The organism is Rhizobium sp. P28RR-XV, from assembly GCF_012641385.1.
Taxonomy (GTDB): domain Bacteria; phylum Pseudomonadota; class Alphaproteobacteria; order Rhizobiales; family Rhizobiaceae; genus Rhizobium.
This window is the reverse complement of record NZ_JABAIG010000001.1, coordinates 561,548-574,960: the sequence shown is the minus strand read 5'-3', so window position 1 is coordinate 574,960 and position 13,413 is coordinate 561,548. Positions and strand designations below refer to the sequence as shown.

Annotated in this window: 12 protein-coding genes; 10 read left to right on the top strand and 2 right to left on the bottom strand. The window is 60.8% G+C overall.

All coding sequences use genetic code 11. The features are described from left to right. Positions 1-41 precede the first annotated feature (41 nt). Positions 42-590, top strand: a complete 549-nt coding sequence (locus HGP12_RS02775; protein WP_205926325.1) for an AAA family ATPase — start codon at positions 42-44, stop codon at positions 588-590. 9 nt (positions 591-599) lie between these two features. Beyond that, entirely contained in the window at positions 600-1,046 is a 447-nt protein-coding gene (locus HGP12_RS02770; RefSeq protein ID WP_168839010.1) for a type II toxin-antitoxin system RatA family toxin, read from the top strand. A 15-nt stretch (positions 1,047-1,061) separates the two neighbouring features. Here HGP12_RS02770 and HGP12_RS02765 read toward each other — a convergent pair whose 3' ends face one another. Together HGP12_RS02765 and HGP12_RS02760 are read right to left on the bottom strand one after the other, a co-directional pair. Next, positions 1,062-1,559 (bottom strand): CinA family protein, encoded by a 498-nt coding sequence (locus HGP12_RS02765; protein WP_168839009.1) that lies wholly within the window; start codon positions 1,557-1,559, stop codon positions 1,062-1,064. Next, positions 1,556-2,776: a bifunctional 2-C-methyl-D-erythritol 4-phosphate cytidylyltransferase/2-C-methyl-D-erythritol 2,4-cyclodiphosphate synthase gene (locus HGP12_RS02760; protein ID WP_168839008.1), complete on the bottom strand. Its 1,221-nt coding sequence runs from the start codon at positions 2,774-2,776 to the stop codon at positions 1,556-1,558. Before HGP12_RS02760 ends, HGP12_RS02765 begins: the two co-directional genes overlap by 4 nt. A 218-nt stretch (positions 2,777-2,994) precedes the next feature. On the opposite strand from HGP12_RS02760, the gene dusB reads away from it, so the two are divergent. The 8 genes from dusB (at position 2,995) to hflX (ending at position 13,214) form a co-directional block, all read left to right on the top strand. Continuing rightward, positions 2,995-4,023, top strand: a complete 1,029-nt coding sequence (gene dusB / locus HGP12_RS02755; protein WP_168839007.1) for a tRNA dihydrouridine synthase DusB — start codon at positions 2,995-2,997, stop codon at positions 4,021-4,023. Continuing rightward, entirely contained in the window at positions 4,020-5,177 is a 1,158-nt protein-coding gene (locus tag HGP12_RS02750; protein ID WP_168839006.1) for a two-component system sensor histidine kinase NtrB, read from the top strand. The genes dusB and HGP12_RS02750 overlap by 4 nt, the downstream gene beginning before the upstream one ends. Continuing rightward, the gene (gene ntrC / locus HGP12_RS02745; protein WP_168839005.1) at positions 5,174-6,625 is read left to right on the top strand and encodes a nitrogen regulation protein NR(I); all 1,452 of its coding nucleotides are present in this window, start codon (positions 5,174-5,176) and stop codon (positions 6,623-6,625) included. The genes HGP12_RS02750 and ntrC overlap by 4 nt, the downstream gene beginning before the upstream one ends. 286 nt (positions 6,626-6,911) lie before the next feature. Next, positions 6,912-9,185 carry a PAS domain-containing sensor histidine kinase gene (locus HGP12_RS02740; RefSeq protein ID WP_168839004.1) on the top strand — a complete coding sequence of 758 codons (2,274 nt, stop codon included), beginning with the start codon at positions 6,912-6,914 and terminating at the stop codon, positions 9,183-9,185. Further along, positions 9,175-10,539: a sigma-54 dependent transcriptional regulator gene (locus HGP12_RS02735; RefSeq protein WP_168839003.1), complete on the top strand. Its 1,365-nt coding sequence runs from the start codon at positions 9,175-9,177 to the stop codon at positions 10,537-10,539. Before HGP12_RS02740 ends, HGP12_RS02735 begins: the two co-directional genes overlap by 11 nt. 48 nt (positions 10,540-10,587) lie before the next feature. Beyond that, positions 10,588-11,451, top strand: coding sequence for a D-amino-acid transaminase (locus tag HGP12_RS02730; RefSeq protein ID WP_168839002.1), 864 nt, complete (start codon positions 10,588-10,590; stop codon positions 11,449-11,451). A 107-nt stretch (positions 11,452-11,558) separates the two neighbouring features. Further along, a complete protein-coding gene (gene hfq, locus HGP12_RS02725; RefSeq protein ID WP_003539403.1) occupies positions 11,559-11,801 on the top strand; it encodes an RNA chaperone Hfq in 243 nt (80 codons plus the stop codon). Positions 11,802-11,879: 78 nt separating this feature from the next. Beyond that, on the top strand, positions 11,880-13,214 hold the full coding sequence (gene hflX / locus HGP12_RS02720; RefSeq protein WP_168839001.1) for a GTPase HflX: 1,335 nt from the start codon (positions 11,880-11,882) through the stop codon (positions 13,212-13,214). Positions 13,215-13,413: the final 199 nt, after the last annotated feature.

Below are 13,413 nucleotides of genomic sequence, written 5' to 3'. Positions count from 1 at the left end.
AGCAGATCGTCGCGCCGCAGGTGCTGTCTTGCACCGTTGACATGAATGAAGGGGCTGCCCTTCTCAAAAAGGCGAATCGCATTCTCGTCATGGGTTGCTCCGGTGGCGGCAAGTCGACGCTGTCGCAGAAGATTGCTGCCCGTTTCGACCTCACCTATATCTCGGTTGATCGGGACATATTGTGGCTGCCGGGCTGGGTTCAGCGCGACAAGACCGAGCAGCGTTCCCTCATCCTCTCCATGATTGAAGGCGAGCGATGGGTCATGGACGGCACGAATCCCTCGACGTTCGATATTCGTCTGCCGCGCACCGATTTCGTCATCTGGGTGCGGATGCCGCGATTGCTTTGCATTTGGGGTGCCGTCTCGCGATGGCTCAAATGGATCGGGCGCACGCGGCCTGAGATGGCGCCCGGATGCAAAGAGAAGATCGATTGGGAGTTCCTGCGTTTCATCTGGACGTTCGAGGAGAAATTTACGCCCCGCGTCGTCGCCGCCCTTGTCGAGCACGGCCCCGATGTGCCTGTTTTACAGCTGAAATCCCGCGGCGAAATGCGTCAGCTTCTTGATCTTCTTGGCCGTCCTGCTTAATTGCGGCTCATGCCTCAATTCGAAACTCATCGCCCCGTTCCGCATTCGCCCGACCAGATGTTCGACCTCGTCGCCGACGTGGAACGCTATCCCGAATTCTTGCCGCTTTGCGAGGCGCTGACGATCCGGAGCCGCAAGGAGCGGGACGGCAAGACCTTGCTCGTTGCCGATATGACCGTCGGTTATAAGGCGATCCGCGAGACCTTCACGACACAGGTGCTGCTGAACAAGGCGGAGCGCGCGATCGACGTGAAATACATCGACGGCCCGTTCAAATATCTCGATAATCGCTGGCGCTTCACGCCGTCGGAAAATGGCGGCTGCAGCATCGATTTCTTCATCGATTATGAGTTCAAGAGCCGCATCCTCGGCGCCTTGATGGGATCGATGTTCGATCGCGCCTTCCGCATGTTTACGGATGCCTTCGAGACGCGGGCAAACAAGATCTACGCTTGAGGCGCGATCTCGGCGCTATTTGCCGAGCGCGACCAGCATCTCCAGCGCCGTATGCAACGTGGCGAGCCGAACCTTGTCGCGGCCGATATCGCCATAGCGCATTTCACGATGGATGAGCGCGCCGCTGCGCGCCTTGGCTGCGAGATGGACGAGCCCGACGGGCTTTTCCGCGGAGCCGCCGCCCGGACCGGCAATACCGGTCACCGCCACGGCAAAGTCTGCACGGGAGCGGAAGAGGGCGCCATGCACCATCTGCAGCGCCGTTTCCTTCGAAACAGCGCCGAACTGCGCAAGCGTCTGTTCCTGGACGCCAAGCATCTCCATCTTGGCGGTATTGGTGTAGGTCACGAAGCCGCGATCGACGACGGCAGAGGAGCCGGGGATTTCCGTCAGCGCTCCGGCGATCAGTCCACCGGTGCAGGATTCGGCCGTGGCGACCATCCAGCCCTTTGCCGCGAAATCCGTGACGATCTCTTTTGCGAGCGCGAGAATCTCATCCGGAAAATGCGTCATGCCTTGCCTCCGCGATAGACGACGGTTGCGGTCGCGATGGCTGCGATGCCTTCGCGACGGCCGACGAAGCCGATCTTCTCGTTCGTCGTTGCCTTGACGGAGCAGCGATCGATGCTGATGCCCAGAAATTCCGAAAGTTTGGCGCGCATTGCGTCGCGATGCGGCCCGACTTTCGGCGCTTCGGCGATCAGCGAGACGTCCGCATTCATGATGGTGCCGCCGCGCTCGCGAACGATCTTTGCCGCGTGCTCGATGAATATGCGGGACGGGGCGCCTTTCCACTGCGGATCGGAAGGTGGGAAATGGTCGCCGATATCGCCGGCGCCGCATGTGGCGAGCAACGCGTCCGTCAGGGCGTGCAGGGCCACATCGGCATCCGAGTGCCCCTTCAGCTTCTGGTCATGCGGAATGAAGACGCCGCAAAGCGTCACGCCGTCGCCGGGTTCCAGCTGGTGCACGTCATAGCCATTGCCGGTGCGTACGTCGGGCAGCAGGCCGGCACTCAGCTTTTCATCGGCCATGGCAATATCCCTCTTGATGGTCAGTTTCACATTGTCGGCGCTGCCGGTCACGAGCGTTACCGGCAGATTGCACCATTCCGCGATTGCCGCATCGTCGGTGAAATCTGTTCTGCCGTCGGCCTCCGCCTTTTCGTGCGCGGCAAGAATATCGGCAAAGCGAAATGATTGCGGCGTCTGCGCGGCGTGAAGCCCGTCGCGGGGGACGGTTTCGACGACCAGCCTGTTTGCGTCGCCGCGCTTCAGTGTATCGGTGACAGGCATGGCAGGCAGCACGGCCGGCGCGCCCTCTACAAGCGCCGTGGCGACGCGATCCAGCAGATCGTGGTCGAAGAAGGGGCGCACGGCATCATGGATCATGACATGAGTCACGCCGCTGCCCTTCAGCTGCCGAAGTCCCGCAAGCACGGATTGCTGGCGTGTCGTGCCGCCGAAGGCTATCTCGACCTCGGGCAGGCCGGCGACCTGCTCCAGTGCCGCCTGAAGCAGATTTTCGTCGTCGCGATGGATGACGACGACGGTCTTCGCTGTCTGCGGCCATGTCACGAATCTTTCAAGCGTATGCGCAATAACCGCTCTGCCGCCGATCGGGCGATATTGCTTGGGGCCTTCTTCAGGAGAGCCCGCCCGTTCGCCGCGCCCGGCGGCAACGATCACGATTCCCACCGACAGCGGTTGCGTTGAATGCATTTGCGTCATAACCCCCGAAAAATAAAGGCTCGTCTCCGGAATGGCTTTGAAAAGCGCGGAGCTTTCTTTTGAACAAGCACATGCTAAATAGATCGCCAAACGGGATCTTGCTGAAGCAGGGTCTATCGCCTCGACTGAGTATTTTCCAGCATCTGCCCAAAAAATATCGGGAATCTCCAAACCCCCTTGGCAAACTTTCAAAGCGTGTCTAAAAATAGTGCAGATGTATGGTGTGCCCGAAAGATAATCATTTGCTTTCTTCCCAACTTGCAGCTCCGTTTTCCATCGGTTCCGTATCCATCCGAAATCGCGTGATTCTAGCGCCGATGTCTGGTGTGACCGATCTGCCCTTCCGGCAGCTTGCATTGCGTTACGGCGCCGGCCTGGTCGTTACCGAAATGGTCGCCAGCCGCGAACTTGTGCAGGATACGGCCGAATCCTGGGCGCGTTTGAAGAGCGCGGGATTGAAGCCGCATATGGTGCAGCTCGCCGGCCGTGAGGCGCATTGGATGGCCGAGGCGGCGAAGATTGCTGCCGACAATGGTACCGATATCATCGATATCAATATGGGGTGCCCGGCCAAGAAGGTGATCGGCGGCTATTCCGGCTCGGCGCTGATGCGCGATCCTGACCATGCGCTGACCCTGATCGAAGCAACCGTTCGTGCGGTGGACATCCCCGTGACGCTGAAGATGCGGCTCGGCTGGGATGAGAATTCCATCAACGCGCCGGATATCGCGCGCCGTGCCGAAGAGGCCGGTATCCAGCTCGTCACCATTCATGGTCGCACGCGCATGCAGTTCTATGAGGGCAGGGCGGATTGGGGTGCGATCCGCGCCGTGCGCGATGCAGTCTCCATTCCGCTTGTCGCCAATGGCGATGTCGAGACGGCCGAAGACGCGCGGGAAATCCTGCGGCGCTCCGGGGCCGACGCCGTCATGATCGGCCGTGGCTGCCAGGGTCGTCCGTGGCATGCCGGCGTTCTGGCCGGTCATCGCGAGCCGGGCCGGGAGGAGATCGTCGAGATCGCGCTCGAACATTATCGCATGATGCTGGAGTTTTATGGTGAAGCGGTCGGCATTCGCCATGCCCGCAAGCATCTGGCCTGGTATCTCGATCGCTATGCGCCGGCGACGACAGATGCCGACAAGGCGAAAATCATGACGTCGAAATCGAGCGGTGAGGTGGCTGCGTCGTTCTATGCCGCGCTGCAGGCAGGCGCTGATCTCGCCCAATGCGTCCAGGAGGCTGCATGACTTCGAAATCCAGCTCCGGCGCCGGGGACGTCTCGGCCAATTCGGTCGCCATGGCCGTTCTCAACGCGATCCAGAACCCCGTGGTCATGGTCGATGAGGTCGGGCTGATTGCCTTTGCCAATTGGGAGGCGGAAGCCTTCTTCGGCGCCAGCGCCTCGCATCTGTCACGTTACAAGATTTCGACCTTCATCCCCTTCGGCAGCCCGCTGCTGGCGCTGATCGATCAGGTGCGCGAGCGCCGCGCTCCGGTCAACGAATATCGCGTCGATCTGAGTTCGCCACGCCTGGGGCAAGACAAGCTGGTGGATATCTATGTTGCGCCGGTTTCCAGCGAGCCCGGCTCCGTGGTCGTCGTATTCCAGGAACGCTCCATGGCCGACAAGATCGACCGGCAGCTGACGCACCGCGCCGCCGCCCGCTCGGTCACCGGGCTTGCCTCCATGCTGGCGCATGAGATCAAGAACCCGCTCTCGGGCATTCGCGGCGCCGCTCAGTTGCTCGAGCAGTCGGTCGAGGACGACGATCGCGCGCTGACGCGCCTCATCTGCGACGAGACCGACCGCATCGTCTCGCTGGTCGACCGCATGGAGGTTTTCTCCGACGAGCGGCCGGTCGCTCGGGTCCCCGTCAACATCCATTCCGTGCTCGATCATGTGAAGGCGGTTGCCAAGGCTGGCTTTGCCCGCAACATCAAGCTTTCCGAGAATTACGACCCGTCGCTGCCGGCGGTCTTCGCAAACCGGGACCAGCTCGTGCAGGTCTTCCTCAATCTGGTGAAGAATGCCGCCGAGGCGGTTGGCGATCGGCAGGACGGCGAGATTATGTTGACGACGGCCTATCGCCCCGGCATCCGGCTCTCGGTCGCCGGCACTCGCGAGAAAATTTCCTTGCCGCTGGAATTCTGCGTCATCGACAACGGTCCGGGCGTACCGTCCGATCTCGTGCCGCATCTCTTCGATCCGTTCATCACCACGAAGACGAACGGAACCGGCCTCGGCCTTGCGTTGGTCGCCAAAATTATCGGCGACCACGGCGGCATTGTCGAATGCGACAGCCAGAACCATCGCACCACTTTCCGCGTTTTGATGCCCGCCTCCAAGGGCATCACCTCTGAAGATGCCCCCCTTCCGAACTCTACAGGGACTACTCGATGACAGCCACGATCCTTGTCGCCGATGACGATGCGGCCATCCGCACCGTGCTCAACCAGGCTCTGAGCCGCGCGGGTTATGATGTACGCATTACATCCAACGCCGCCACGCTCTGGCGCTGGGTCTCGGCCGGCGAAGGCGACCTCGTCGTAACCGACGTCGTCATGCCTGATGAAAACGCATTCGACCTGCTGCCGCGCATCAAGAAGGCGAGGCCGGACCTGCCCGTGCTCGTCATGAGCGCACAGAACACGTTCATGACAGCAATCAAGGCGTCTGAAAAGGGCGCTTACGATTACCTTCCGAAACCGTTCGACCTGACGGAGCTGATCGCGATCGTCGGTCGTGCCCTGTCCGAGCCGAAGCGCAAGCCGGCGAAGCTCGATGACGACATGCAGGACGGCATGCCGCTCGTGGGACGTTCGGCCGCGATGCAGGAAATCTACCGCGTGCTCGCGCGCCTGATGCAGACCGATCTCACGCTGATGATCACTGGCGAATCCGGCACCGGCAAGGAGCTGGTGGCGCGCGCGCTGCATGATTACGGCAAGCGCCGCAATGGGCCTTTCGTCGCCATCAACATGGCCGCGATCCCGCGCGATCTGATCGAATCCGAGCTGTTCGGCCATGAGAAGGGCGCTTTCACCGGCGCGCAGACCCGCTCGACCGGCCGTTTCGAGCAGGCCGAGGGTGGTACGCTGTTCCTCGACGAAATCGGCGACATGCCGATGGATGCGCAGACGCGTCTGCTGCGCGTGCTGCAGCAGGGCGAATATACGACCGTCGGCGGCCGCACGCCGATCCGCACCGATGTCCGCATCGTTGCCGCCACCAACAAAGACCTGAAGCAAGCGATCAATCAGGGTCTGTTCCGTGAGGATTTGTACTACCGCCTCAACGTCGTGCCGTTGCGCCTGCCGCCGCTGCGTGATCGCGCCGAAGACATTCCCGATTTGGTGCGTCATTTCATTCAGCAGGCCGAGAAGGAAGGGCTTGGTTCCAAGCGCTTCGACCAGGAAGCACTCGAACTGATGAAGGCCTATCCCTGGCCGGGCAACGTCCGCGAGCTGGAAAACCTCATTCGCCGGCTGATGGCGCTCTATCCGCAGGATGTCATCACGAGGGAAATCATCGACGCGGAACTGCGGGCCGATGTGCCTGACAGCCCGATTGAAAAAGGCCCGGTCCGCACCGGCTCCATGACCATCGCGCAGGCGGTGGAAGAAAACATGCGGACCTATTTCGCCGGATTCGGCGATAATCTCCCACCGCCCGGCCTTTACGACCGCGTGTTGACGGAAATGGAGTATCCGCTGATTCTTGCGGCGTTGACCGCGACGCGCGGCAATCAGATCAAGGCCGCCGATCTTTTGGGCCTCAACCGCAATACGTTGCGCAAAAAGATCAGAGAACTGGGAGTTTCGGTTTACAGAAGCTCCCGAACGGCTTGACAATGCGATCCGGTGCGTTGCATTTTCGCCACAATGCGTTGCTTAAAGGTCACGCAGTTGATTCGTCGTCTTTGCAGTGGCGATTCGTTTGACCTGCTCTTCGGGAAACGGGAGTTCGTCAGATTTTTCAGCCTGTTACAAGGGTGACGTGAAGTAAAGGTTTCGCTCTTGTGCGAAACCGAACGACAGTTCCCGCCTCTGCCAGTCGCGCACATGAATGCCAAATAGCGGCGGTGCGATTTTGATCAGGGCGCCGATAGTCGCTCGGGCGTGGAGATTGATGGGAATGATGCAGGACGCGGTGTCGCCGGCGGCGAGCGACGAGGCGGTTGTCAAGGTGACGGACCGTCGTGCTTCCTTCGCCCTGCCGGGTCTGATCCTGGCCGGCGGCGCGCTTCTGTGCGCCATCGCGACCTTGCTGATGCTCCTCGGGCTGACGCCGATCGCCCCGACGTCCTCCGTCGTCTTCACCTCGGTCGTGATCAACGGCCTGTTCGTGCTTGGCCTGATTGCCTTGATCGCCCGCGAAGTTGCACGCCTGATGAAGGCGCGCAGCCGTGGCCGCGCCGCGGCGCGACTCCATATCCGCATCGTCGTCCTTTTCTCGATCGTGGCGATCACGCCGGCCATCCTCGTCGCCATCGTTGCCAGCCTGACGCTCAATGTCGGCCTCGACCGCTGGTTCGGCGTGCGTACGCAGCAGATCATCAGTTCCTCGCAGAACGTCGCGCAAGCCTATCTGATGGAGAATGCGAGCTATCTGCAGGGGCAGACCGTGTCGATGGCGAACGATCTGGAGCGCAATCGCTCGCTCTTCAGCCTCGACCGCACCGGCTTTGCCGACCTGATGACCCGCCAGGCGCGGGGTCGTGGCTTGCTGGGCGCCTTCCTCGTGCGTCGCGACGGCACCGCCATCGTCCAGGCCGAGATCAAGACCGAGCGGCCGCTGCCGGCCATTCCGAAAGATGCGCTTGATTCCTCGGCCAACGGGCAGCCGACGCTCATTCCGCCAGGGGTGACCAACCTCGTCGGCGCAGTCATCAAGCTCGATGAAATTCCCGGCTCGTTTCTTTACACCGTGCGTGCCGTCGATCCGCGCGTCATGAACGCCATGCGGATGGTGGAAGATAACACCGTCGAATACAAGGCGATGGAAGAAGGGCGCATGTCGCTCCAGATCGCCTTCGCCGTTCTTTACATCGGCTTTGCGCTCATTGTGCTGCTGGCAGCGATCTGGACCGCCATCGCGATCGCCGACCGTATCGTCAGGCCGATCCGCCTCCTCATCAGTGCCGCCGATAATGTCGCCTCGGGCAACATGAATGTACTGGTGCCTGTGCGTTCGGCCGATGGTGACGTCGGCAGCCTGTCTCGCACCTTCAACAAGATGATCTCGGAAATCCGCACACAGCGTGATGAAATCCTTGAGGCGAAGGACGAGGTCGATGACCGTCGCCGCTTCATCGAGGCCGTTCTGTCAGGCGTGACGGCCGCCGTGATCGGCGTCGAGCATGATCGGCGCATCACCATCGTGAATACTTCGGCCGAAGATCTGCTGACGCTCAAGAGCGACGAGCTTATCGGCAAGAACCTGTCGGAAATTTCCCCCGAGGTCGATCAGGTCGTGACCGAGGCGACGACGCGCCATCGCAGCGATTTCCGCAAGCAGATCAGCCTTGTTCGCGGTGGAACGGTGCGCACGCTCAGCGTCCAGGTGACGCGCGAGGAATCGCGCGATGCCAATGAATCCTATGTGATTACGCTCGACGACATCACCGATCTGGTCATCGCGCAGCGCTCGACCGCCTGGGCCGACGTCGCGCGCCGCATCGCGCATGAAATCAAGAACCCGCTGACGCCGATCCAGCTGTCGGCGGAGCGCATCCGCCGTCGTTTCGGCAAGAACATCGCCGATGCCGACCGTCCGGTCTTCGACCAGTGCACGGATACGATCATCCGGCAGGTGGGCGATATCGGCCGCATGGTCGACGAATTCTCCTCCTTTGCCCGCATGCCGAAGCCGACCATGGAGCCGACCGACCTGCGCGATATTCTGCGCGACGCCGTGTTCCTGCGTGAAATGGGCAACAACCATGTCAAATTCGAGCGTGAGCTGGGCGACGAACGGCTGGAGGGCATGTTCGATGCGCGAATGCTCGGGCAGGCCTTCGGCAATCTCATCAAGAATGCCGTTGAGGCGATCGAAGGCGTGCCGAGCGATCAGGCGCGCGAGCAGCCGAAGGTCCTGGTGCGTTCGTCCCTGGATCCGGAGCGGGATCGTTTCACCGTCGATGTCATCGATAATGGCCGCGGCCTGCCGGTGGAGAACCGGCACAGCATTCTCGAACCCTACATGACCATGCGCGAGAAGGGCACCGGCCTCGGTCTCGCCATCGTCAAGAAGATCATTGAAGACCATGGCGGGCAGATCGAACTCCACGACGCGCCGGCCGATTTCGACCAGGGCAGGGGAGCCATGATCCGCGTGCATCTGCCACGCCGTGAGCAGGCCACCATCGCTCAGACAGCAAGTGACAAGGAAAGCGTCTATGGCATCTGACATTCTCGTAGTGGACGACGAGGAAGACATTCGCGAAATCGTTTCGGGAATTCTTTCGGATGAAGGGCACGAAACCCGCACGGCGCATGACAGCGACAGCGCGCTCGCCGCGATTTCCGATCGTGCGCCGCGGCTGATCTTCCTCGATATCTGGATGCAGGGCAGCAAGCTCGATGGTCTGGCGCTGCTGGACGAGATCAAGACGCGTCATCCGGAACTGCCCATCGTCATGATCTCCGGTCACGGCAATATCGAGACGGCCGTCTCCGCCATCAAGCGCGGCGCCTTCGACTTCATCGAAAAGCCGTTCAAGGCCGATCGTCTGATCCTGATTGCCGAGCGCGCCCTGGAGAATTCCAAGCTGAAGCGCGAGGTTTCCGAGCTGAAGCGTCGCACCGGCGATGCCGTGGAGCTGATCGGCACCTCTGTTGCCGTTTCGCAGTTGCGCCAGACGATCGACAAGGTGTCCCCCACCAACAGCCGTGTCATGATCTTCGGCCCATCCGGTTCCGGCAAGGAACTTGTTGCCCGCATGGTGCACAAGAAGTCGACCCGCGCCAACGGTCCCTTCGTGGCACTGAACGCCGCGACGATTACGCCGGAGCGGATGGAAATCGCCCTCTTCGGCACCGAAGGTTCGCCGGGGCAGGCGCGCAAGATCGGCGCTTTGGAAGAGGCCCATCGCGGTATCCTCTATCTCGACGAAGTCGGCGAAATGCCGCGCGAGACGCAGAACAAGATCCTGCGTGTGCTTGTCGATCAGCAGTTCGAGCGCGTCGGCGGCTCCAAGCGCGTCAAGGTGGACGTCCGCATCATTTCGTCCACGGCCTATAATCTCGAGAGCCGCATTGCCGAGGGGTTGTTTCGCGAGGATCTCTATCATCGCCTAGCCGTCGTGCCCGTGCGTGTACCCGCCCTTGCCGAACGCCGGGAGGACATTCCCTTCCTCGTCGATCAGCTGATGCGTCAGATTTCCGAGCAGGCCGGCATTCGTCCGCGCCGGATCGGCGATGACGCCATGGCCGTGCTGCAGGCGCATGACTGGCCGGGCAACATCCGCCAGCTGCGCAACAATATCGAGCGGTTGATGATTCTAGCACGCTCGGATGGCGCGGAAACGCCGATCACGGCTGAGATGCTGCCGACCGACCTCGGCGACATGCTGCCGAAGGTATCCGCCAAGAACGATTATCACATCATGACGCTGCCATTGCGCGAAGCGCGCGAGATGTTCGAGCGCGATTATCTCATCGCCCAGATCAACCGCTTTGGCGGCAATATCTCACGCACCGCGGAATTTGTCGGCATGGAACGTTCGGCGCTGCATCGCAAGCTGAAGTCGCTGGGCGTCTGACCGGCCGCTCCATACGTGAATATCATAGAATTCTGATCAGGGGCTTCCATGCCGAGAATAGCTTATGTCAACGGCCGCTACGTCAAGCATGGCGATGCCATGGTGCATATCGAGGATCGCGGCTATCAGTTCGCCGATGGCGTCTATGAGGTTTGTGAGGTTCGCCATGGCGTGATCGTCGACATGACGCGCCATCTCGATCGCCTCAACCGCTCGCTCAGCGAGCTGCGCATCGCCTGGCCGATGACGCGCCCGGCGCTGGTCCTCGTGATTCGCGAGACGCTACGCCGCAATCATGTCCGCAACGGCTTGTTCTATCTTCAGGTGACGCGCGGCGTTGCCCGGCGCGATCACGTCTTCCCGCCGGCCGACACGCCATCTTCCATCGTCGTCACCGCCAAGAGCACCGATCAGTCCGTGATTGCCAGGAAAAATGCCGATGGCATCAGGGCGATCACCGTCCGCGACAATCGCTGGGACCGGGTCGATATCAAGTCCGTCGGCTTACTTCCGAATGCCATGGCCCGCCAGCAGGCCAAGGAGGCCGGCGCGCAGGAAGCGATCTATATCGACCATAACGGCATGGTGAAGGAAGGGGCCGCGACCAACGTCTGGATCGTCGATCATGACGGCAATCTCGTCACCCGCCCAGCCGAGCACGGCATTCTGCGCGGCATCACCCGTACGACCCTGATGGATGTCGCAGCGAAACTCGGCGTGACGATTGTCGAACGATTCTTCTCGGTCGAGGAGATGATGAAGGCCCGCGAAGTCTTCATCACCGCGGCCACAAGTATCTGTTTTCCGGTCATTTCTATCGATGGAGAGACCATTGCCAACGGTCATCCGGGCAGCATGTCACAGAAAATTCGTGAAGCCTTTTTCGACGTTGCGGAAAAGACCGCGATTTGATACCAACATTCGCTGGGGGGAGAGAATGAGGGTATCTCCTGTCCGGGACCTCTGTATATCATGACATTTAACCGACCTGGGTCGGCAAAAAAGAAAGAAGCGGCGCGATGGCGGAACGTTCTCAAAACTTGCAGGACTTGTTTCTCAATACTGTTCGCAAGCAAAAGATTTCACTGACAATTTTCTTGATTAACGGCGTGAAGCTCACCGGTGTCGTGACCTCGTTCGACAATTTCTGTGTCCTGCTCCGCCGCGACGGCCATTCGCAGCTCGTCTACAAGCATGCGATCTCGACGATCATGCCGGGTCAGCCGATGCAGATGTTCGAGAGCGAAGAAGCCGCATCCTAACTGGGATTAGCTATTATCACGACACGCGATACCAAAAACGATTCCCTCATCCCGGAGACCGCAAAGCACCGGGATGATATGCGCGCTGTCGTCGTCGTGCCTGTGCTGAAACAGGCGCGCGCGGCGCGTTCCACCCAGGCCGACAGTGCCATCTCCGTCACGCGCCCGCCGGAAAGCCGGCTGGAGGAGGCCAAGGGCCTTGCGCTCGCGATCGATCTGGACGTGGTCAACGGCTCGATCGTCCCGATCAACGATCCGCGGCCGGCGACTTTGCTGGGCACAGGCAAGATCGAGGAAATCCTCGCGCTGCTCGATGAATTCAACGCCGGCCTCGTCATCGTCGATCATCCGTTGACGCCTGTACAGCAGCGCAATCTCGAGAAGGCATGGAATGCCAAAGTCATCGACCGTACCGGCCTCATTCTCGAAATCTTCGGCCGCCGCGCCTCCACCAAGGAAGGCACGCTGCAGGTCGAGCTTGCGCATCTGAACTATCAGAAGGGCCGGCTGGTTCGCAGCTGGACCCACCTTGAACGCCAGCGCGGTGGCGCCGGCTTCATGGGCGGCCCGGGCGAAACCCAGATCGAAGCCGACCGCCGCATGCTGCAGGAGCGCATCATCCGGCTGGAGCGCGAGCTGGAGCAAGTGGTGCGCACCCGCCAGCTTCATCGCGCCAAGCGCAGGAAAGTGCCGCATCCGATCGTGGCTCTGGTCGGCTATACCAATGCCGGCAAGTCGACCCTGTTCAATCGCATCACCGGCGCCGGCGTTCTGGCGGAAGACATGCTGTTTGCGACGCTCGACCCGACGCTGCGCCGCATGAAGCTGCCGCATGGCCGCACCGTCATCCTCTCCGATACGGTCGGTTTCATTTCCGACCTGCCGACCCACCTTGTGGCCGCGTTCCGCGCGACGCTGGAAGAGGTGCTGGAAGCCGACCTGATCCTGCATGTGCGTGATCTCTCCGATGACGACAATCTGGTTCAAAGCGCCGACGTGATGCGCATTCTCGGCGATCTCGGCATCGGCGAGGCCGAAGGCGCGGAGCGCATTGTCGAGGTCTGGAACAAGATCGACCGTCTGGAGCCGGAAGCCCATGATGCCATCGTGCAGAAGGCTTCGACGACAGAAAACGTTATTGCCGTCTCGGCGATGTCAGGCGAGGGCGTCGATCGCCTGATGGACGAAATCAGCCGGCGTCTCTCCGGTGTACTGACCGAAACGACGATCACGCTGCCCGTGGAAAAGCTGGCCCTATTGCCTTGGCTCTATAACCACGCAATCGTCGACAACCGCGAGGATAATGAGGACGGCACGGTCACGCTCGACGTACGCCTGACCGAGACCGAGGCGGCCGAACTGGAGCGGCGCATGGGCAACGGCCCGAAGCCGCAGCGCGAGGATTGGGAATAGGCGGGGCTAGGGCCGGATGATTTTAGATCTGTTCGACCTAAAATCTGAATCCGCTCTAGAATCAAAGAAGTAGAGCATGATGTCGTCCGAAAACCGATCACACTTTTCGGCATCATGCTCCAACGCATGTCGCGCAAAAGTGTGCAGCGGTTTTGCGACAACGGCATACGCAAAATCAAAGGCCTAAAGCGCGAGAAGC